At 67.0% G+C, this 17,848-nt stretch carries 22 protein-coding genes; 6 read left to right on the top strand and 16 right to left on the bottom strand.

What is annotated here, in order from left to right; all coding sequences use genetic code 11:
* From CRO39_RS17505 to CRO39_RS17455, 11 genes are all read right to left on the bottom strand, one after another.
* Complete coding sequence (locus tag CRO39_RS17505; protein WP_097123254.1) at positions 1–267, bottom strand: HPr family phosphocarrier protein; 267 nt, start codon at positions 265–267, stop codon at positions 1–3.
* The gene (locus CRO39_RS17500) at positions 260–652 is read right to left on the bottom strand and encodes a PTS sugar transporter subunit IIA (RefSeq protein WP_097123253.1); all 393 of its coding nucleotides are present in this window, start codon (positions 650–652) and stop codon (positions 260–262) included. Before CRO39_RS17500 ends, CRO39_RS17505 begins: the two co-directional genes overlap by 8 nt.
* An 82-nt stretch (positions 653–734) precedes the next feature.
* Positions 735–1,646, bottom strand: a complete 912-nt coding sequence (gene rapZ / locus CRO39_RS17495) for an RNase adapter RapZ (protein ID WP_097123252.1) — start codon at positions 1,644–1,646, stop codon at positions 735–737.
* On the bottom strand, positions 1,643–2,593 hold the full coding sequence (gene hprK / locus CRO39_RS17490) for an HPr(Ser) kinase/phosphatase (protein ID WP_097123278.1): 951 nt from the start codon (positions 2,591–2,593) through the stop codon (positions 1,643–1,645). Before hprK ends, rapZ begins: the two co-directional genes overlap by 4 nt.
* 656 nt (positions 2,594–3,249) lie before the next feature.
* The gene (gene hpf / locus CRO39_RS17485; RefSeq protein ID WP_097123251.1) at positions 3,250–3,576 is read right to left on the bottom strand and encodes a ribosome hibernation-promoting factor, HPF/YfiA family; all 327 of its coding nucleotides are present in this window, start codon (positions 3,574–3,576) and stop codon (positions 3,250–3,252) included.
* 268 nt (positions 3,577–3,844) lie between these two features.
* A complete protein-coding gene (locus CRO39_RS17480) occupies positions 3,845–5,281 on the bottom strand; it encodes an RNA polymerase factor sigma-54 (RefSeq protein WP_097123250.1) in 1,437 nt (478 codons plus the stop codon).
* Positions 5,282–5,329: 48 nt separating this feature from the next.
* Positions 5,330–6,049, bottom strand: a complete 720-nt coding sequence (gene lptB / locus CRO39_RS17475; RefSeq protein WP_097123249.1) for an LPS export ABC transporter ATP-binding protein — start codon at positions 6,047–6,049, stop codon at positions 5,330–5,332.
* Positions 6,049–6,552, bottom strand: a complete 504-nt coding sequence (lptA, locus tag CRO39_RS17470; RefSeq protein WP_097123248.1) for a lipopolysaccharide transport periplasmic protein LptA — start codon at positions 6,550–6,552, stop codon at positions 6,049–6,051. Before lptA ends, lptB begins: the two co-directional genes overlap by 1 nt.
* Complete coding sequence (gene lptC, locus CRO39_RS17465; RefSeq protein ID WP_097123247.1) at positions 6,530–7,093, bottom strand: LPS export ABC transporter periplasmic protein LptC; 564 nt, start codon at positions 7,091–7,093, stop codon at positions 6,530–6,532. The genes lptA and lptC overlap by 23 nt, the downstream gene beginning before the upstream one ends.
* A complete protein-coding gene (locus CRO39_RS17460; protein WP_097123246.1) occupies positions 7,090–7,626 on the bottom strand; it encodes a KdsC family phosphatase in 537 nt (178 codons plus the stop codon). Before CRO39_RS17460 ends, lptC begins: the two co-directional genes overlap by 4 nt.
* Before the next feature lie 34 nt (positions 7,627–7,660).
* Positions 7,661–8,665, bottom strand: coding sequence for a KpsF/GutQ family sugar-phosphate isomerase (locus CRO39_RS17455; RefSeq protein WP_097123245.1), 1,005 nt, complete (start codon positions 8,663–8,665; stop codon positions 7,661–7,663).
* A 53-nt stretch (positions 8,666–8,718) separates the two neighbouring features.
* On the opposite strand from CRO39_RS17455, the gene CRO39_RS17450 reads away from it, so the two are divergent.
* From CRO39_RS17450 to CRO39_RS17440, 3 genes are all read left to right on the top strand, one after another.
* Complete coding sequence (locus CRO39_RS17450) at positions 8,719–8,952, top strand: BolA family protein (protein WP_097123244.1); 234 nt, start codon at positions 8,719–8,721, stop codon at positions 8,950–8,952.
* A gap of 96 nt (positions 8,953–9,048) precedes the next feature.
* Positions 9,049–10,320, top strand: a complete 1,272-nt coding sequence (gene murA / locus CRO39_RS17445) for a UDP-N-acetylglucosamine 1-carboxyvinyltransferase (protein ID WP_097123243.1) — start codon at positions 9,049–9,051, stop codon at positions 10,318–10,320.
* Positions 10,321–10,329: 9 nt separating this feature from the next.
* Positions 10,330–10,641: a hypothetical protein gene (locus tag CRO39_RS17440; protein ID WP_097123242.1), complete on the top strand. Its 312-nt coding sequence runs from the start codon at positions 10,330–10,332 to the stop codon at positions 10,639–10,641.
* A gap of 141 nt (positions 10,642–10,782) precedes the next feature.
* Here the strand turns inward: CRO39_RS17440 and CRO39_RS17435 are convergent, their stop codons facing one another.
* The 5 genes from CRO39_RS17435 to purM all read right to left on the bottom strand — a co-directional run bounded on the left by CRO39_RS17435 (position 10,783) and on the right by purM (position 14,681).
* A complete protein-coding gene (locus CRO39_RS17435) occupies positions 10,783–11,475 on the bottom strand; it encodes a DUF3108 domain-containing protein (RefSeq protein WP_097123241.1) in 693 nt (230 codons plus the stop codon).
* 2 nt (positions 11,476–11,477) lie between these two features.
* Complete coding sequence (locus tag CRO39_RS17430) at positions 11,478–12,194, bottom strand: DUF3108 domain-containing protein (RefSeq protein ID WP_097123240.1); 717 nt, start codon at positions 12,192–12,194, stop codon at positions 11,478–11,480.
* A 4-nt stretch (positions 12,195–12,198) separates the two neighbouring features.
* Positions 12,199–12,861 (bottom strand): phosphoribosylglycinamide formyltransferase, encoded by a 663-nt coding sequence (gene purN, locus CRO39_RS17425; protein WP_097123239.1) that lies wholly within the window; start codon positions 12,859–12,861, stop codon positions 12,199–12,201.
* Positions 12,858–13,475, bottom strand: coding sequence for a DUF2238 domain-containing protein (locus CRO39_RS17420; protein ID WP_097123238.1), 618 nt, complete (start codon positions 13,473–13,475; stop codon positions 12,858–12,860). The genes purN and CRO39_RS17420 overlap by 4 nt, the downstream gene beginning before the upstream one ends.
* A 144-nt stretch (positions 13,476–13,619) precedes the next feature.
* Complete coding sequence (gene purM, locus CRO39_RS17415; protein ID WP_097123237.1) at positions 13,620–14,681, bottom strand: phosphoribosylformylglycinamidine cyclo-ligase; 1,062 nt, start codon at positions 14,679–14,681, stop codon at positions 13,620–13,622.
* Positions 14,682–14,758: 77 nt separating this feature from the next.
* Here purM and CRO39_RS17410 point away from each other — a divergent pair, with 77 nt between their 5' ends.
* From CRO39_RS17410 to hda, 3 genes are read left to right on the top strand one after another with little or no spacing between them, the layout of a single operon-like run.
* Entirely contained in the window at positions 14,759–15,934 is a 1,176-nt protein-coding gene (locus CRO39_RS17410) for a DUF2066 domain-containing protein (protein WP_425479731.1), read from the top strand.
* 11 nt (positions 15,935–15,945) lie between these two features.
* Positions 15,946–17,109 carry an AI-2E family transporter gene (locus CRO39_RS17405; protein ID WP_097123235.1) on the top strand — a complete coding sequence of 388 codons (1,164 nt, stop codon included), beginning with the start codon at positions 15,946–15,948 and terminating at the stop codon, positions 17,107–17,109.
* Positions 17,106–17,828 (top strand): DnaA regulatory inactivator Hda, encoded by a 723-nt coding sequence (hda, locus tag CRO39_RS17400; RefSeq protein ID WP_097123234.1) that lies wholly within the window; start codon positions 17,106–17,108, stop codon positions 17,826–17,828. Before CRO39_RS17405 ends, hda begins: the two co-directional genes overlap by 4 nt.
* Positions 17,829–17,848: the final 20 nt, after the last annotated feature.

The following is a 17,848-nucleotide window of genomic DNA, read 5'->3' as shown; positions in this document are numbered from 1 at the left end:
TCAGTCCTCGTCGAACCGTCGTTCGAACAAGGCGACCAGATCGTCCATGGCCGCAACCTCATCCTCGCCATCGATGCGAACGGTGACCGGAGTGCCCTGGCCGGCGGCCAGCAGCATCACTCCCATGATGCTCTTGGCGTTGACCTCGCGGCCCTTGGCCGCCAGCGTCACATTGCAGCGGTAGGCAGACAGGATCTGCACCAGCTTGGCGGTGGCGCGGGCATGCAGGCCCAGGCGGTTGCTGACGGTGAGTTCGCGTTCAAGCATCGTCGTGAATGACTCCATTGCGTGCGCCGGCAGCGGCGGTTGCCGGCAGTTGGTCCAGTCCCTGTTCCGGATAGTTCATCACCCGCAGCAGCATGGGCAGGCTGAGCGCGGACACCCGCCTGACGGGGGTGCCGAGTCTGGCCAGCTGGCCGGCCAGGTTGCTGGGAGTGGCGCCGTACAGGTCGGTCAGCACCAGTACGCCGTCGCCGCCATCGACCCGGCGCAGGGCCGCAGACGCCTGCGGCAGCAGCGCATCCGGATCGGCATCGAACGGGACTTCGAATGCCTCCGCCTTCAGCGGCAACGAACGCAGCAACACGGTGGCGACCGCCAGAATCGACGCGCCAACCCCAGGGTGAGTCACAAGAAGAATGCCACAAGCCATGCCGGAACGTTAGCAGACGAAGATGACGCGCTGGAAGCGTGTGGGAGGGGTTGACCAGCCGAACGGCTGGTCAGCCCCTCCCTCATTCCAGTTCGCGGTGGAAGGTCGCCACTTCCTCCCAGCCCTGCTCGCGGGCATGCCGGGCCAGGGTTTCGGCCAGGAACACCGAGCGGTGCTTGCCGCCGGTGCAGCCGAAGGCGACGGTGACATAGCTGCGGGTTTCGCCGCGCAGCCGCGGCAGCCAGGTGTCGAGGAACTGGCTGACCTGCTCGACGTACTGGCCCACCACCGCCTGCGACTGCAGGTATTCCTGCACGCGCCGGTCGCGCCCGGAATAGGGCCGCAGCTCCGGATCCCAGTGCGGATTGGGCAGCACGCGGGCGTCGAACACGAAGTCCGCGTCGGCCGGCACGCCGCGTTTGTAGGCGAAGGATTCGAACAGCAGCGACAGCGCCGCGCCGCTGGTGGGCGCGAATTCGCCGATCAGGCGGCGGCGCATCTGGTGCACGTTGAGCGCGCTGGTGTCGATGACGACGTCGGCCTCGGCGCGCAGCGGAGCGATGATTTCGCGCTCGCGGTTGATCGCCTCCTGCAGCGACAGCCCGGAATGCCCCAGCGGATGGCGGCGGCGGGTGTCCGAATAGCGCCGCAGCAGCACCTCGTCGCTGGCGTCGAAGAAGATCAGCTTGCCTTCCAGTCCCAGCTGCGCCAGCGCCGCCCGCCACTGCGCCAGCTTGCCCAGGTCGCTGTGGCGGCTGCGCACGTCGATGCCGACGGCGATTTGCTGCGGCAGCACGTCATCGCGCATCAGGCTGCGCACGAACGAGGGCAGCAGCTCGACCGGCAGGTTGTCGACGCAGTAGTAGTCCAGATCCTCGAAGGTCTTCAACGCCACCGACTTGCCGGAGCCGGACAGTCCGCTGACGATGACCACCTTGGGTGAGGCGGCCTCGGTTTGCTGCGTTTCCTCGCTGGTGCTGGGCAGGGAAGTCATGGCGTGGTGCGTTCGAGCAGGTTGCTGTGGCGGGCGATGAACATGGCGGCCGGGTCGATGCCCTTGGTACGCAGGATGTGCAGGCGGGTGGCTGCTTCGGTCAGCACCGCCAGGTTGCGCCCGGGCATCACCGGCAAGGTGATCAGCGGCACATCCAGGTCCAGCACATGGCGGGCGCCGGAATCGCCGGTCAGCCGCTCGTAGCCATGCGGATTGGGTTCGGTCATCGGCCGGGTCAGGTGGACGATCAGGCGCAGGTACTTGTTCTTCTTGACCGCGGTGTCGCCGAACATCTCGCGCACGTTCAAAACGCCCAGGCCGCGTACCTCCAGCAGATCCTGCAGCAGCTCCGGGCAGGTGCCGTCCAGCACGTCGGGAGCGATCTGGGTGAACTCGGGCGCGTCATCGGCGACCAGGCGGTGGCCGCGGCTGAGCAGTTCCAGCGCCAGCTCGCTCTTGCCGGATCCGGCCTCGCCGGTGATCAGCACGCCAATCGAATAGATTTCCATGAACACGCCATGCAGCGTCACCCGCGGCGCCAGCGTGCGGGCCATGTGGTACGAGAGGTGGTTGAGCAGTTCGTGGCCGCGCTTGGGCGACAGCCACAACGGCGTGTCGGACTCGTTGGCCGCTTCGCGCAGGTCCTCGGGGCAGGACTGGTTCTTGCTGATGACCAGGGCCAGCGGCCGGAACTGGATGATCTTCTCGATGGTTTCCCAGCGCTGGCGCGAATCCAGCGAATCCAGCCAGGTCAGTTCCTCGGTGCCCAGGATCTGCACCTTGTTGGGATAGACCGCATTGAGGTAACCGGCCAGGGACGGGCGGCGGGAAACGGTGTCGCCGGCTTCCAGCACGCGGCTTTCGCCCTTCTGCCCCGCCACCCAGCGCAACGCCAGCTTTTCCTTCTGCTGATCGAACAGTTCGCGGGCAGTGATACTGGTGTTCATCATGCGGCGTTAATCCATCTGGGGCGGGATGGCTGCCGGCGATGCGCATGGCACGCCATCGCCGCAGCCCAGGTTGTGAACATCGCCGCACGGGAACGGGGACAATCGGAAGAACCGTGCCGCCGCGGCGTATGGCCAGTGTAAACGGCCTGAATGGCCGCGGCGAATACGCCGGCTGGGCTGCCCCGGCAGGGCGGCGCTGCCAGCAGCGACCGGCTTGCGGCGAGGTGGGCGTCTTTTTCGATTTCCGGGTATGTCAGCTTCGGCGGGAGTCGCCGGCCGTCAGGCTGGGGGCTGCTGCGCTCTCCTGACGATGTCGTGTCTTTAAGTCGGGCCGCAGCCCCAGCCGGCCGGTCGTCGCCTTTGGGCAGATGACAGATCGCGACTTCGGAAGGCCATTCTTTGAGAGTCGGCCATGCGTCCAGAAGCCGGCGGCCATGGCGGTGCGGGACCTTACGCGGCATGGACGCCGCGTATGAGCCCACATGGGTGAGGCAAGCGCCTGCGAAGCACTGCTTCGCGCGCCGCCGAACGCCCGCTATCTATGATGGTGGGCCGGGCGGGTATTTACAGCGTGTCCCGCACCGCCATGACCACTGGCTTCCTGGGAGCACTCGAACCATGGCAGCACGGCGGCGCCGCGCTGCCTGGGCGGTTCAGTCGGCGTATTCGCCGCGCGGAACGCGCTGTTGCTGCTGATCTTCCTTCTTCTTCTTGTGCTTGAGCAGCAGGCGGTCGAGCTTGTCGGCCAGGACATCGATGGCGGCGTACATGGTCTGCGCGCTGGCGTCGGCGTGCAGGGTACGGCCGGGCAGGGAGAGGGTGGCTTCGGCAAGGTAGTCGGGCTTGCGGGTACCTAATTGCGCACGGACCTCGAAAGGATGTTCGTCGAAATGCCGTTCCAGCCGCCTCAGCTTGGTTTCGACGTAATCGCGCAGGGCGGGGGTCACTTCGATTTCGTGGCCGTAGGTTTCGATACGCATCGCTCTTGCCTCCTTCAGGTCAATAAGCCGCACGGATTTGCGGACAACGCGTTGTAACGATGACAACGCCAGAGGGGTTCGGGTTCCTGCCTGCTCCTTTTCCGCTCAGCGGAAAGTGGTGGTCTTGCGATAAAGATGGACCCGAACCGGCCAAGGATCAACCGGCCAGAAGACGGAAAACGCAAAGTGACAACGGCAACACAAACTGCGGCGGGGTTCGCAGCCGGATGGCGCCTTCGCAGCGGCGTTCCGGCGGCCCGGCAGCGCTTCAGGCGATGCGTACGCGCTCGTGCGAGGACAGGATATGCATGGCTTCCCGGTACTTGGCCACGGTGCGGCGCGCCACCGGAACCCCGGAGGCCTTCAGCAGGTCGGCCAGCTTGGCGTCAGACAGCGGCTTGCGCGGGTTCTCATGGTCGATCAGGCGCCGGATCATGGCCTGTATCGCCGTGCTGGATGCCTCGCCACCGCCATCGGTGTCGATACCGGAAGCGAAGAACGCCCGCAGCGGCAGGGTTCCACGCGGCGTACGCACATATTTGCGGGCGATGGCCCGTGAAACCGTGGATTCGTGCAGGCCGACTTCGCTGGCGACTTCACGCAGCGTCAACGGACGCAGCGCCTGTTCGCCGAACTCCAGAAACCCGGCCTGCTGGCGCAGCAGGCAGCGGGTCACCTTGAGCAGGGTGTCGCCGCGCGCTTCCAGGCTCTTGAGCAGCCAGCGCGCTTCCTGCAGATGGTTGCGCAGATAGCCGGCATCGTTCTCGCCGCATTGGCGGATCATCTGTTCGTAGCCGCGGTGGATGCCGACTTTCGGCAGCGTATTGCTGGCCAGTGCCGCCCGCCATACGCCGCGCTGGCGCCAGACCACGCAGTCCGGGACGACATAGGTGTCGTGGCTCAGTTCGCCCAGCTGGGCGCCGGGCTTGGGATCCAGCGAGCGCAGCAGTTGCACCGCCTGTTCCACCTCGGCCTGCGGCCGCTTCAGCTCCGACGCCAGGCCCGGTATGCCGCTCTTGGGCAGCCGTTCCAGCGCGCAGTCGGCAATCTGCAACGCCAGTTGCCGGCCGGGGGTGTCGTCGCTGAGCACCGCCAGTTGCAGGTGCAGGCACTCGCCCAGGCTGCGCGCGCCAACGCCGACCGGATCGAAGCGCTGCAACTGGTGCAATACGACCGCGATTTCCTCCTCGCTGGCGAGGACCTCGGGCTTCAGCGTTTCGGCGATGGCGTCCAGCGGTTCGCGCAGGTAGCCGTCGTCGTCGAGCGCGTCGATCAACGCTGCGCCGATGCGGCGATCGCGCGGCGACAGGTGCGACAGGTGCAGCTGCCACAGCAGGTGATCGTGCAGGGTGTCGGGTTCGGCGATGCGTTCGGCGGCGCTGCCCTGGTCGTCGTCGTCGAACGAGCCGCCGCTGCCGCCGGCGGTCTGCCAGGGACCTTCGTCGGGCGACCAGTCGTCGTTGTCGCGGTCCTTTTCGCTGGCGGCGCTGGTCTCGAGTTCGGCTGGCGGCGCGTCGTCGCCGGGAAGGCCGGCAGCGGCGTCGTCGGAGGCTTCGGCCCAGTCCAGCAGCGGGTTGGTTTCCACCGCTTCGGTCAGCTCGGCTTCCAGCTCGGCGGTGGACATCTGCAGCAAACGGATCGCCTGACGCAGCTGCGGCGTCATGACCAGTTGTTGTCCCAGCGATGTCTGCAGCCTTGGTTTCATTCGCAATCCGTAGAACGGCGATATCCCGACGGCCGCCGGCTTCGCCGCTCAGAGACGGAATGCGTCTCCCAGGTAGACGCGGCGAACGTCCGGATTGGCCAGCAATGCTTCCGGCGCCCCCTGCGCCAGCACGCTCCCCTCGTTGAGAATATACGCCCGATCGCAGATTCCCAAGGTCTCGCGCACGTTGTGGTCGGTGATCAGGACGCCGATGCCGCGGTTCTTGAGGTGTTTGACGATGCGCTGGATCTCGCCGACCGAGATGGGGTCCACGCCGGCGAAGGGTTCGTCCAGCAGCATCAGCCGCGGTTTGGCCGCCAGCGCGCGGGCGATTTCGCAGCGGCGACGCTCGCCGCCGGACAGGCTGGCGCCCAGCTGCTCGGCCACATGGGCAATCTGCAGCTCGTCCAGCAGCGAGGCGAGTTCCTTTTCGGCGCCGGCAGCGTCCAGGTCGTCGCGCAGCTCCAGCACCAGGCGGATGTTGTCGGCCACGCTGAGCTTGCGGAACACGGAAGGTTCCTGCGGCAGGTAACCGACGCCGCGCTTGGCGCGCTGGTACATCGGCTCGCCGGTGATGTCGCGGCCGTCGAGTTCGATCTTGCCGGCATCGGCGGCCACCAGGCCGACGATCATGTAGAAGCAAGTGGTCTTGCCGGCGCCGTTGGGGCCGAGCAGACCGACCACTTCGCCGGCATCCAGGGTCAGGCCGAAATCGCCCACCACCTCGCGCTGCTTGTAGCGCTTGCGTAGGCCCTGCGCGGTCAGCATCAGTTGCCGCCTTCCTTGGCCTTGGGCTGGATGACGGTGCGCACGCGGGTGCCATCGCCGCCGCTCTGCATGTTGCCGGTGGTGGTGTTGTAGACCATGCGCTGGCCGCTGTTGGAACCGCGCGGCGATTTGACCGTGTAGTTGCCGATGAAGGTCACCGTTTCGGTCAGCAGGTCGTATTCGATGCGGTCGGCCACCGCGTCCATCCAGGAACCGTCATCCAGCTGTTGCTTCATCTTGACCTGCTTGCCGGTGAAGATGGCCTTGGACAGGTCGCCGTTGCGGCGGATGATCTCGCCGCGGGCGGCGCGGATGTCCAGCGAACCCTGGGAGAGCACCACGTTGCCGCTCAGGATGGTGCTGCCGTCGCCCTGGACCGCGCCGGTCTGGCTGTCGGACTCGATATCCATCGGCTGGTTGCGGTCCGAAGACTTGGCCAGCGCCAGCGTAGGCGCCAGCAGAAGCAGGAGCAGGACGATGCTAGCGGGCAGACCTGGGTTCATAACGGGACTTCACTTGGGATTTGATGGTGTATTGCTTGGTTTCCAGATTGGTCTCGAAACCGCGACCGGTGAGTATAGAACCCGGCTGGGTGATCCTGACGTCATCGTCGGTGACGGCCAGGTGGTCGCTGGGGAATACGTTCAGCCGCTGGGTTTCGAACACGGTCGGCCGGACCGCGTCGTCCGGACTGGTGCCGCGGACATCGCCGGCCAGCCGCAGTTCCTCGCCCTTGGCGCTGAGCCAGCCGGTCTTCGAGCGCATCTGCCAGTATTTGCCCTCGGCGTCGGGCATCAGGAACAGCGGGGTGGCGATGGAAAAGGACTCGTCGGCCGGGCTGCGGTGCATTTCCGGCGCCCGCAGCGTCACCGATTCCTTGCCGTCCTTGTCCAGCGCGGTCAGCTCGAAGTCGTGCATGACGTAGTCGGAGCGCTCGGCGCCGGCGGCGGCCGGAGCGGGCAGCTGGCGGTGTTTCCAGGCCGACCAGCCGCTCAGTACGGCGGCCAGCAGCAGGACCAGGCCCAGAATGCCGCGCCAGCTCATGGCAGCGTTCCCGCCAGGATGGCCGGCAGATGTCCCTGCGCCGTCAACAGCAGGTCGCAGAACTCGCGCGCGGCGCCTTCGCCGCCAGCGGCGCGGGTCTGCCAGTGCGCGTGCTGCGCGGTCCACGGATGGGCGTTGGCCGGCGCGACCGCCAGTCCGACCGCCCTGAACGCCGGCAGATCGGGCAGGTCGTCGCCGACAAAGGCGACCTGCTCCAGGCTGATGTCCATTTCGGCGCACAAGGCATTCACCGCCGCCAGTTTGTCCTTGACCCCGCTGTGGATGGCGATGCCCAGCTCGGCGGCGCGCAGTTCGGCGGCCCGGCCTTGGCGCGCGGTGATCAGCACGACGGCAATGCCGCAACGCCGCAGCAGCACCAGCCCCTGGCCATCGAGCACATGGAAGGCCTTCAGCTCACGGCCTTCGCTGTCGAAGTACAGGCGGCCGTCGGTCAGCGTGCCGTCCACATCGAAGCAGGCCAGCCGGATGCGCGCTGCGCGGGCACGCAGATCGTCGGCAATGGGAGCGGTCATGGACCCGGTCACGGAATCAGTCATCATGGGCCCGTTACACCACGCGCGCGCGCAACAGGTCATGAATATTGAGCGCGCCGACCGGCCGGTGCGCGTCGTCGACCACGATCAGACCGCTGATCTTGTGGGTTTCCATCAGCCGCGCGGCCTCCGCCGCCAGCTGATCGGCGGCGATGGTCTTGGGGTCGCGGGTCATCAGCCCGGCGATCCTGGCGGTGCGCACGTCGACCGCGGCATTGTCCAGCGTGCGGCGCAGATCGCCGTCGGTGAACAGCCCCACCAGCCGTTGCCGGCTATCGACCACCGCGGTCATGCCCAGGCGCTTGCGGCTCATCTCCACCAGCGCTTCGCTGAGCGTGGCGTCTTCGCTGACGCGCGGCACGTCATCGCCGGCGTGCATCACATCGGTGATGTGCAGCAGCAGCCGGCGCCCCAGGCTGCCGGCCGGGTGCGAACGGGCGAAGTCGTCGGCGGTGAAGCCGCGCGCATCCAGCAGCGCCACCGCCAGCGCATCGCCCATCGCCAGCGTGGCGGTGGTGCTGCTGGTCGGGGCCAGGTCCAGCGGACAGGCCTCGGCCGGCACGCTGACATCCAGATGGATGTCGGCTTCGCGGGCCAGGGTCGACTGCGGCTTGCCGGTCATCGCGATGACCGCGTTGCCCTGCCGCTTGAGCACCGGCAGCAGGGTCAGCACTTCGTCGGATTCGCCCGAATAGGACAGCGCCAGCACCACATCGGCATCGGTGATCATGCCCAGGTCGCCGTGGCCGGCTTCGCCCGGATGCACGTAGAACGCCGGTGTGCCGGTGGAAGCCAGCGTCGCGGCGATCTTGCGTGCGATATGTCCGGACTTGCCCATGCCGGTGGCGACCACCCGCCCCTTGCTGGCCAGAATCAGCCGGCAAGCGTCGGAAAACGTGCCATCGATGCGCGCGGCCAGCGCGTCCAGCGCCCGCGATTCGATTTCGATCACCCGCCGTCCGCTGCTGGCCAGGCCGGCAGCGGTCACGGTGTCGCGGGAAGGAAGCAAAGAGGGCATGCGGGCGCCAGGCCAAGGGTAGAATAGGCGGCCATTTTATTAGGAAAAGCGCCTTGGACGCCGAAACCATCCGTAAACTGATCGAAACCGGGCTGCCGGGCGCGACCGTCCAGGTCCACGGCGAGGACGGCGTGCACTTCGAGGCGACCGTGGTGACGGCGGCATTCGCCGGCAAACTGCCGCTGGCCCGGCACCGCATGGTCTACGCCACCCTGGGCGATCTGATGGGCGGGGCGATTCATGCGATGGCGCTGAAGACGCTGACCCCAGAAGAAGCGCAAACCTGAAACCGGCGACTCGGCAACGGCGAACAACGCCCAGACCGACTCGACGTTCCGCGCTCGCAAACCCCATCCCCAACTTCCGACGCCCGAATCCCCAACATGCAGAAAATCGTAGTCACCGGCGGCAAACCCCTCCACGGCGAAGTCGCCATTTCCGGCGCCAAGAACGCGGTCCTGCCGATTCTCTGCGCCACCTTGCTGGCCGACGAGCCAGTGGAAATCACCAACGTGCCGCATCTGCACGATGTGGTCACCACGGTGAAATTGCTGGGCGAACTGGGGGCCGGCATCAGCATCGACGAGGGCACGCTGTCCAAGGGCAGCGGCATCATCGTCGACCCGCGCAGCGTCAACCAGCATGTGGCGCCGTACGAACTGGTCAAGACCATGCGCGCCTCGATCCTGGTGCTGGGGCCGCTGCTGGCCAAATACGGCGCGGCGGAAGTCTCGCTGCCCGGCGGCTGCGCGATCGGCTCGCGGCCGGTGGAGCAGCACATCAAGGGCCTGCAGGCGCTGGGCGCGGACATCACGGTCGAGAACGGTTTCATCAAGGCCAGGGCCAACCGCTTGCAGGGCGCACGCTACGTGTTCGACATGGTCACCGTCACCGGCACCGAGAACGTGATGGCCGCCGCCGCGCTGGCCCAAGGCACCACCGTGCTGGAGAACGCGGCAATGGAGCCGGAAGTCACCGATCTGGCCAACTGCCTGAATGCGCTGGGCGCGGATATCGAAGGCGCCGGCACGTCCCGCATCGTCGTGCGCGGCGTCGAGCGCCTGAAAGGCGGACGCCATGCGGTGTTGCCGGACCGCATCGAAACCGGCACCTTCCTGGTGGCGGCGGCCATGACCGGCGGCAAGGTCACCGCGCGCCGCGCCCGCGGCGATACGCTGGACGCGGTGCTGGACAAGCTTGCCGAAGCCGGCGCCAGCATCGAGACCACCGCCGACAGCATCACCCTGGACATGCACGGCAAGCGCCCCAGGGCGGTGAGCCTGACCACCGCGCCTTATCCGGCGTTTCCGACCGACATGCAGGCGCAGTTCATGGCGATGAACTGCATCGCCGACGGCGTTGGCGTGATCAACGAAACCATCTTCGAAAACCGCTTCATGCACGTCAACGAGCTGCTGCGCCTGGGCGCCGACATCCGGGTGGAAGGGCATACCGCGATCATCCGCGGCGTGGAGAAGCTGAGCGGTGCGCCGGTGATGGCCACCGACCTGCGCGCGTCGGCGTCGCTGATCCTGGCCGGGCTGGTGGCCGACAACGACACCACCATCGATCGCATCTACCACCTGGATCGCGGTTACGAGAACATCGAAGAAAAGCTCGGCGCGCTTGGCGCCGGCATCCGACGGATTTCCTGAGGCGGGCCGATGAAAGCAAGCAGAACCTTTTCGCTACGCCGGAAGATCCTGATCGGCTTTGTCGTCGTGTTGCTGGCGGCGGTGGCCTATCTGCATTTCACCGGCGCCGCCGGCACCAGCGGCATTCCCAGCGAGGATATGGACTGGGACGGCGATGGCACGGTGACCGAACAGGAAATCATGCAGGCGTTCTACGCCGTGGTGGTCGAGAAGAGCAGCCAGGGCAATCGCGAATGCCGTGCCTACGCCTGGCGTGCGGACAAGCGGTCTATCCGGCTGGACTGCAAGACCACGTTCCAGAGCGACGACAGCCCTGAGTAAAGAAAAAGCCCGGCATCGCCGGGCTTTTTTGGTTCTTTATCCCTGTAGGAGCGACGTAAGTCGCGAAGCCTTACCGGTAGAGCTTCATCGCGACTTACGTCGCTCCTACAGAAAAACAGAGCCTTGGCGACAACGGCAGGATCAGCGCCAGGTGGTGAGGGTCAGATCGATCGCGTCCTGGCCGTCTTCGCGTTGCAGGATGCGCGCCGGCACCGGGATTTCCGCGACCACCCAGACGATGGTCTGCTTGTCGCCGTCGGTGCGGGTCACTTTGGTGGCGTCGTGCGGCTTGCCGGCGATGGTGACTTTTTCCTTGCCGCTGATCTGGTAGGTCATGTTCTTGGCGCGGCCGCTTTCCACCATACGGTAGCTGAGCGGCTTGCGGCCCGCCGCGACGTCGCGCACGATGGCCAGGTTGACCAGCAGCGCGTCCATGTCGCCGGGTTGCAGCTTGATCGGTCCAGCGCGGTCGGGCTTGATGTCGCCGCTCCAACTGGCCTGCGCCTTGTCCCAGTCGTACACGGTGTCGACCGCCTTCTTCTTGATCAGCACGCGCGAATTGTCGCTGCTGGACAGCGGCCGCAGCTGGCCGTTGTGCTCATCGAAGACGGTTTTCTGGCTCAGGTCGACCACCTGGTTCTTGACGCTGAGGCTGTACTGCCAGCGATTGCCGCCCTGCGGGGCCACCGTCATCTGGCCCTGGCCCTGCATGCCCATCGCGCTGGCCTGGTAGTTGGCGGTGAATGCCTCGATCGCGTGAGCCGGTGCGGCGACGCTGGCCAGCAGCGCGGCGGCGGCGATGATGCGGATGCCTGAAACGTGGGGTGAGTTCATGCTTATTGCACTCCTTGGTAATCGACCAGTCGCAAATCGACTCCGTCCTGGCCGTCTTCCCGCTGCAGGATGCGCACGGGGGTGGGGACGCCATTGGCCACCCAGAAAATGGTTTCGTCGTTGCCGCCGTTGGTGCGGGCGATGCGCATGGCATCGTAGCTGAGGTCCTCGACGGCGATGATTTCGGTCTGTTCGGCAACCAGGTAGTCATACTCGCGGATGCGGCCGTTGTCGACCACCCGGTAGTTCAGCGGCTTGCCCGGTTCAGCATCGCGAATGACCGCCAGGTTCATCAACAGCGCGCTCATGTCGCCGGGCTGCAGCGGCAGCGGCGCGCGCCGCTTCTTCTTGATGTCGCCCAGCCACTGCGCGGTGCCGGCGTTCCAGTCGTAGGTGCCGACCATCCGTTTGCCGCTGAACAGCGCCTTCTGGACGGTGGCCTGGCTCAGCGGGCGGTATTGCTCGCCGGTGGCGTCGAACACCGTGCTCTGCTCGATGTTCAGGCGCGCCAGGCGGGCGAAGCCGCGGGTGCCGGTGATGGCCAGATCCACCTGCCAGCGGCTGCCGCCGTGATGGGACACCTTCATCGTCGCGGCGCCGGCCAACTTGCCTTCGTTGTAGGCCTGGTAGGTGGCCAGGAACGGCTCCAGCGCCAGGGCAGGCCCGGTGGACAGGAACAGCAGCCCTAGCGACAGGACACGCACGGACAAGGGGGGCATGGGTTCACGGGCAGATGGGAGGGAGATTTCCCGACGAATCTAGGACCAGCGGCTTTAATAAGGGCTGAGCATCGCAAAACGCCTGCCCGCCCCGTTCAGCCAGCCGCCCGCTGGCGGCCAGGCCTACGGCCGCCACCAGCAGCGCATGCTCGCGTGGCAGCAGCCGCGCCGCCAGGGTTTCTGGGGTATCGCCGGGCAGCACCGGTATCGGCGCCTGGGCGATGACGGTGCCGGCATCCAGTTCAGGCACGACGAAATGCACGCTGGCGCCGTGTTCCGTATCGCCGGCTTCCAGCGCACGCGCGTGGGTGTGCAGGCCGCGGTACCTGGGCAGCAGCGATGGATGGATGTTCAGCAACCGGCCTTCGAAGCGGGCCACAAAGCTGGCGCCCAGGATGCGCATATAGCCGGCGCAGACCACCCAGTCCGGGCGCACCGCCTGTACCGCGTCGGCCAGCTCGGCGTCGAAACCGGCGCGGCTGGCAAACGCCTTGGGGTCGGCGCTCCAGCGCAACGGCGCGGCGACCCGTTGCAGGGCATGGGCGTCGGCCTTGTCGGAGAACACGCCGACGATCTCGGCATCCAGCCGCTGCTGCGCGATGGCGTCCAGCAAGGCCTGCAGGTTGCTGCCGCGGCCGGAAACCAGTACCGCCAGGCGCCGGCTCATGCGCCGGCCCTGCGGGCGCGCTTGCCCAGCGGCCAGGCCACCAGTGCGCCCAGCGTGGCCAGCAGCATGTCGGCATGGGCATCCCAGATGTCGCCCTGCTGGCCGTTGTAGGATTCGGCCGCTTCCGGCGACAGCAACAGCGCGATGCCCCATTCCAGCCATTCGTACAGCAGGCTGCTGCACATGACCAGCATCAGCGTCAACATGAATGCCTGGCTGGGCGTCAGCAGCGGCCAGCGTTGCTGCAGGTGACGGCGTACCGGCGGCGCGAAACAGATCCCGTACAGCAGGTGGATGAGACGGTCGAAATGATTGCGCTGCCAGCCGAAAGCCTGGCCGGGCGACCAGCCCAGCAGCGCCTGCAGCCAGTCTTCGTAGGGCACGTTGGAGTACAGCCAGCGTGCGGCCACCGAATGCACGATGATGAAAAAGCAGATCAGCGCGAAATGCGAGGTCAGCATCGGCCAGCGCCGGTCGTGCAGGACCAGCCATACCAGGCCGACCACGGTCAGGCTGCTGTGCAGGGCCTGCTCCAGCGGCCACAGCGGCGCGATCCAGCTGGCCGCGAACACGGCCAGCGCCAGCGCGAAGGCGATCTTCTTGCCGGTCGCCATCAGGGCCTGTTAACGCTGTTGGAATAAGTCACGTTGCTTTCCGGCGGTCGTCAGGTGAATGTGCGTGGCGCAGCGACGGGCGGGTCCGGCACGCGCCCGGTGGCGGCGCGACCTGTCCCGGACGGCAACAGGCCCCAGGAGTGATCAGCCGATTCGCACGCGTTCCGCGCCGCCGGCCTTCACCACTTCGCCGATGCGCCAGTGCGACAGGCCAAGACGGACCAGATCCGATTCCGCCGCGGCGACCTGTTCGGCCGCCACAATCAGCACAAAGCCGATGCCGCAGTTGAAGGTGCGCCACATCTCGGCATCGGCCACCGCGCCTTCGCGCTGCAGCCAGTCGAACACCGGCGGCAGCGTCCATGCGCTGGCGGCGATGTCCAGGCCCAGGCCTTCGGGCACTACGCGGATGATGTTCTCGGTCAGGCCGCCGCCGGTGATGTGCGCCATTGCGTGGATGGCGCCGGTTGCGTCATGCGTTTTCAACAGGTCCAGCACCGGCTTCACGTACAGCGTGGTCGGCGCCATCAGCGCATCGACCAGCTTGACCCCGCCCAGATCCAGATCGGCCGGGCGGCCGGCGCGGTCGAAGATGCGCCGGATCAGCGAATAGCCGTTGGAATGCGCGCCGCTGGAGGCCAGCCCGATCAGCACATCGCCGGCGCGGACCCTGGCGCCGTCCAGCAGCCTGGATTTTTCCACCGCGCCGACAGTGAAGCCGGCCAGGTCGTATTCGCCGGGGCCGTACATGTCGGGCATCTCAGCGGTTTCGCCGCCGATCAGCGCGCAACCGGACAGTTCGCAGCCCCTGGCGATGCCGCCGACCACGGCCACCGTGGAGTCCACGTCCAGCTTGCCGGTGGCGAAGTAGTCCAGGAAGAACAACGGCTCGGCGCCCTGCACCAGCACGTCGTTGACGCACATGCCGACCAGGTCGATGCCGATGGTGTCGTGGCGGTTCAACTGCTGGGCCAGTTTCAGCTTGGTGCCGACGCCGTCGGTACCCGACACCAGTACCGGCTCGCGGTATTTGCCGGACAGATCGAACAGCGCGCCGAATCCGCCCAGACCGCCCATCACCTCCGGGCGGAAGCTGCGCCTGACCAGCGGCTTGATGCGTTCGACCAGTTCATTGCCGGCGTCGATGTCGACTCCCGCGTCGCGGTAGGTCAGCGGAGTGGGGGCGGGCGGCGTAGGCTGGGTCACGGGGGTTCGTCGCTGGGGCAAGAGGCGCAATTTTAAAGGAATCCGGAGCCGATTCGGACCGTCCTGAACGAACGGCGTTGGCGCCGGAGCGTCATTCGGGCAACAATTCCCACGATTGGCTGCTCTTAGGATGCTCGATGCGCCGGATTTCTGCTTGTGTCTTCGCTGTCTTGTTGTCCCTGGCGGGTACCTGCCTGGTGGGGGCGGCATTCCTGCCTGTTGTGGCCTGGGCGCAGTCGGACCTGCGCACCGAAGGCGATGCCGCCGGCGCGCGCGGCGTCTACCAGGCGGAGGTGCCGGTCAACGGCCAGGCCGAACCCGAACGGCTGGGCGCCTTCGCGCGCGCGCTGGGCGTGGTGCTGGCCAAGCTGTCGGGCGATCGCAACGCCGCCGGCCGTCCCGGTGTTGGTGCGGAACTGCGCAACGCAAAGAACTATGTGGACAGCTACGACTACCGCCAGGATCAGGGCACTTCGCCAAGCGGTGCGCCCACTTTCCGCTCCACGCTGGTAGTGCGCTTCAAGCAGGAGGACGTGGACGCACTGGCCGGTGCGCTGGGGCTGCCAGTGTGGCCGCAGCCGCGGCCCAAGCCGGTGGTGTGGCTGGCGATCAACGATGGCAGCGGGCCGCGCCTGGTCGGGCTGCAGCAGTCCAATGCGGCGCGGCCATTGCTCAACCGCGCCATCGAGCGCGGCTTCAGCCTGGGCTTGCCCGGCGGCAGCGCTGCCGAACAGGCCCTGGTCGGCGCCATCTGGCGCCAGGACACCGCCGCGGTGGCGCGTGCATCGGCGCGCTACAGCCCGCCGATGCAACTGGTCGGCAAGCTCTATCGCGCCAACGGTGGCTGGACTGCCGACTGGGTGTTCGTCGACGGCGGACGGGTGCTTTCCAACTGGTCGGTCAGCGACCCGGATGCCCGGCGGGCGATGGCCTCGGGCGCCGACGGCGCCGCCGATGCGTTGGTCAAGCGCTACGGCAAGCAGGGCAGTGCCGGGCCTGCCGGCGTCTACCGGGTGGTTTTCACCGGCCTGGACAGTGCCGACGATTATCTGCGCCTGACCGGTTATCTGCAGAAGATGGCGGTGGTGCGCCGGATCGTACCGGTACATGCCAGCGGCGACCGGCTCGAACTGGATCTGGAACTGCTGTCCGGGCTGTCCGGATTCCGGCGCATGCTGGGCGACGATGCTCCCTTCGTCGACGGGAGCGAGCCCGGCATCGAAGGGCAGCCACCCACCTACCGCATGCAGTGAGCCGACCGAATATGGATCTTCCTTCCGCTTCCGCAAGTACGCTGGCGCGCCGCTGGCAGTGGCTGATCATCGCGGTGATCGCCGGCTGGCTGATCTGGCTGCTGGCGCCGGTGCTGACCCCGTTCGTGCTTGCCGCGCTGCTGGGCTGGCTGGGTGATCCGTGGGTGGACCGGCTCGAACGCCGGGGGCGCTCGCGCACGACCGCGGTGGTGCTGGTGTTCACACTGATGGTGCTGCTGCTGTCGCTGGCGCTGATCATCCTGGTGCCGATGATCGAGCGCCAGATCATGGAACTGGTGGAGTCGTTGCCGACCTATCGCGACTGGTTCGTGCAGACGGCCATTCCGTGGGTTGAGCAGCGCACCGGATTGGAACTGGTCAGCTGGCTGGACCCGCAGCGGATCATGGAATGGATACGCGGCCATTGGCAGCAGGCCGGCGGCGTGGCCGCGACGTTCTTCGGCCATCTGTCGCGCTCGGGGTTTGCGGTGATGGCATGGGTGGCCAACATCGTGCTGCTGCCGATCCTGACGTTCTATTTCCTGCGCGACTGGGACAAGCTGGTCGAGCGTATCGCCGCATTGGTGCCGCGCGATCACATTGGCACGGTCGGCAGGCTGGCACGCGAATCCAACGACGTGCTCGGCGCCTTCCTGCGCGGGCAGTTCCTGGTGATGCTGGCGCTGGGCGCGATCTACGCCGCCGGCCTGTCCATCGTGGGCCTGAAGCTGGGCCTGCTGATCGGCATCATCGCCGGACTGATCAGCTTCGTACCGTACCTGGGTACCGCGATAGGCATCGTGCTGGGCGTGGTGGCAGCGCTGGTGCAGTCCGGCGGCGACTGGACGCTGGTGGCGCTGGTGATGGCGGTGTTCGTCGTCGGCCAGATGCTGGAAGGCTACGTGCTGACCCCGCGCATCGTCGGCGACCGCATCGGCCTGCATCCGGTCGCGGTGATCTTCGCAATCATGGCCGGCGGCCAGTTGTTCGGTTTCCTTGGCATGCTGCTGGCGCTGCCGGTGGCGGCGGTGGCCAATGTGATGTTGCGCTATGCGCATGAGCAGTACACGCGCAGCCCGCTGTACGCCGGCGACCGGCCCGCGATCCTGCTCGATTCCTACATCGACAACGGCGCGATCGGAGAAACGCCACCGCAGGATCGCGACGGCAAGTGACGCAACCGCCTGGACCTTCGCACGGCGTTACTCCGCAACTGCCGCTGGCGCTGCGCTATCCGCCGGAACAGCGTTTCGAGAGTTTCATCGCTGCGCCCAACGGCGCGCTGGCGCAGCTGCAGGCGCTGGCCGGGCAGCCGCATGCCGACTGGATCTACCTGGCCGGCGCGGCGCGCACCGGCAAGACCCATCTGGCGCTGGCGCTGTGCGCCGCGGCCGAACAGGCTGGCCTGCGCGTGGCCTATCTGCCGATGGCCGCGGCCGCCGGCAGGCTGCGCGATGCGCTGGATGCGCTGGAAGGCAACGACGTGATCGCGCTGGATGGGCTGGAAGCGATCGCCGGCCAGCGCGAGGACGAAATCGCGCTGTTCGATTTCCACAACCGCGCGCGCGCTGCCGGCATCAACGTGCTTTACACCGCGCGCGAGGTGCCGGATGCGCTGGGACTGTCGCTGCCGGACCTGCGCTCGCGCCTGTCGCAGTGCACGCGCCTGGTCCTGCAGCCGCTGGATGATGACGGCCGCCGTGCGCTGCTGCGCGATCGCGCGCAGCGTCGCGGCCTGGTGCTGGAGGATGCGGCCATCGACTGGCTGCTGGCGCGCACCGAACGCGACCTCGGCAGCCTGGTCGCGTTGCTGGATCGGCTGGACCGCGAATCGCTGGCGGCGCAACGGCGGATCACCGTGCCGTTCCTGCGCAGCGTGCTCGACGCGCGCTGATTGCCTCGTTTGCGGCTGCG

Origin of the sequence: Pseudoxanthomonas wuyuanensis, from assembly GCF_900215535.1 — a bacterium.
Classification (GTDB): Bacteria; Pseudomonadota; Gammaproteobacteria; order Xanthomonadales; family Xanthomonadaceae; genus Pseudoxanthomonas_A; species Pseudoxanthomonas_A wuyuanensis.
The sequence above is the reverse complement of the archived record's forward strand: the minus strand, read 5'-3'. Positions and strand labels throughout refer to the sequence as shown.

Bases quoted from the DNA above. Each gene is read 5' to 3' on its own strand.
- CRO39_RS17505 (WP_097123254.1), bottom strand. From the start codon at position 267: ATGCTTGAACGCGAACTCACCGTCAGCAACCGCCTGGGCCTGCATGCC.
- CRO39_RS17500 (WP_097123253.1), bottom strand. From the start codon at position 652: ATGGCTTGTGGCATTCTTCTTGTGACTCACCCTGGGGTTGGCGCGTCG.
- rapZ (WP_097123252.1), bottom strand. From the start codon at position 1,646: ATGACTTCCCTGCCCAGCACCAGCGAGGAAACGCAGCAAACCGAGGCC.
- hprK (WP_097123278.1), bottom strand. From the start codon at position 2,593: ATGAACACCAGTATCACTGCCCGCGAACTGTTCGATCAGCAGAAGGAA.
- hpf (WP_097123251.1), bottom strand. From the start codon at position 3,576: ATGCGTATCGAAACCTACGGCCACGAAATCGAAGTGACCCCCGCCCTG.
- CRO39_RS17480 (WP_097123250.1), bottom strand. From the start codon at position 5,281: ATGAAACCAAGGCTGCAGACATCGCTGGGACAACAACTGGTCATGACG.
- lptB (WP_097123249.1), bottom strand. From the start codon at position 6,049: ATGCTGACCGCGCAGGGCCTACGCAAGCGCTACAAGCAGCGCGAGGTG.
- lptA (WP_097123248.1), bottom strand. From the start codon at position 6,552: ATGAACCCAGGTCTGCCCGCTAGCATCGTCCTGCTCCTGCTTCTGCTG.
- lptC (WP_097123247.1), bottom strand. From the start codon at position 7,093: ATGAGCTGGCGCGGCATTCTGGGCCTGGTCCTGCTGCTGGCCGCCGTA.
- CRO39_RS17460 (WP_097123246.1), bottom strand. From the start codon at position 7,626: ATGACCGCTCCCATTGCCGACGATCTGCGTGCCCGCGCAGCGCGCATC.
- CRO39_RS17455 (WP_097123245.1), bottom strand. From the start codon at position 8,665: ATGCCCTCTTTGCTTCCTTCCCGCGACACCGTGACCGCTGCCGGCCTG.
- murA (WP_097123243.1), top strand. From the start codon at position 9,049: ATGCAGAAAATCGTAGTCACCGGCGGCAAACCCCTCCACGGCGAAGTC.
- CRO39_RS17440 (WP_097123242.1), top strand. From the start codon at position 10,330: ATGAAAGCAAGCAGAACCTTTTCGCTACGCCGGAAGATCCTGATCGGC.
- CRO39_RS17435 (WP_097123241.1), bottom strand. From the start codon at position 11,475: ATGAACTCACCCCACGTTTCAGGCATCCGCATCATCGCCGCCGCCGCG.
- CRO39_RS17430 (WP_097123240.1), bottom strand. From the start codon at position 12,194: ATGCCCCCCTTGTCCGTGCGTGTCCTGTCGCTAGGGCTGCTGTTCCTG.
- purN (WP_097123239.1), bottom strand. From the start codon at position 12,861: ATGAGCCGGCGCCTGGCGGTACTGGTTTCCGGCCGCGGCAGCAACCTG.
- CRO39_RS17420 (WP_097123238.1), bottom strand. From the start codon at position 13,475: ATGGCGACCGGCAAGAAGATCGCCTTCGCGCTGGCGCTGGCCGTGTTC.
- CRO39_RS17405 (WP_097123235.1), top strand. From the start codon at position 15,946: ATGGATCTTCCTTCCGCTTCCGCAAGTACGCTGGCGCGCCGCTGGCAG.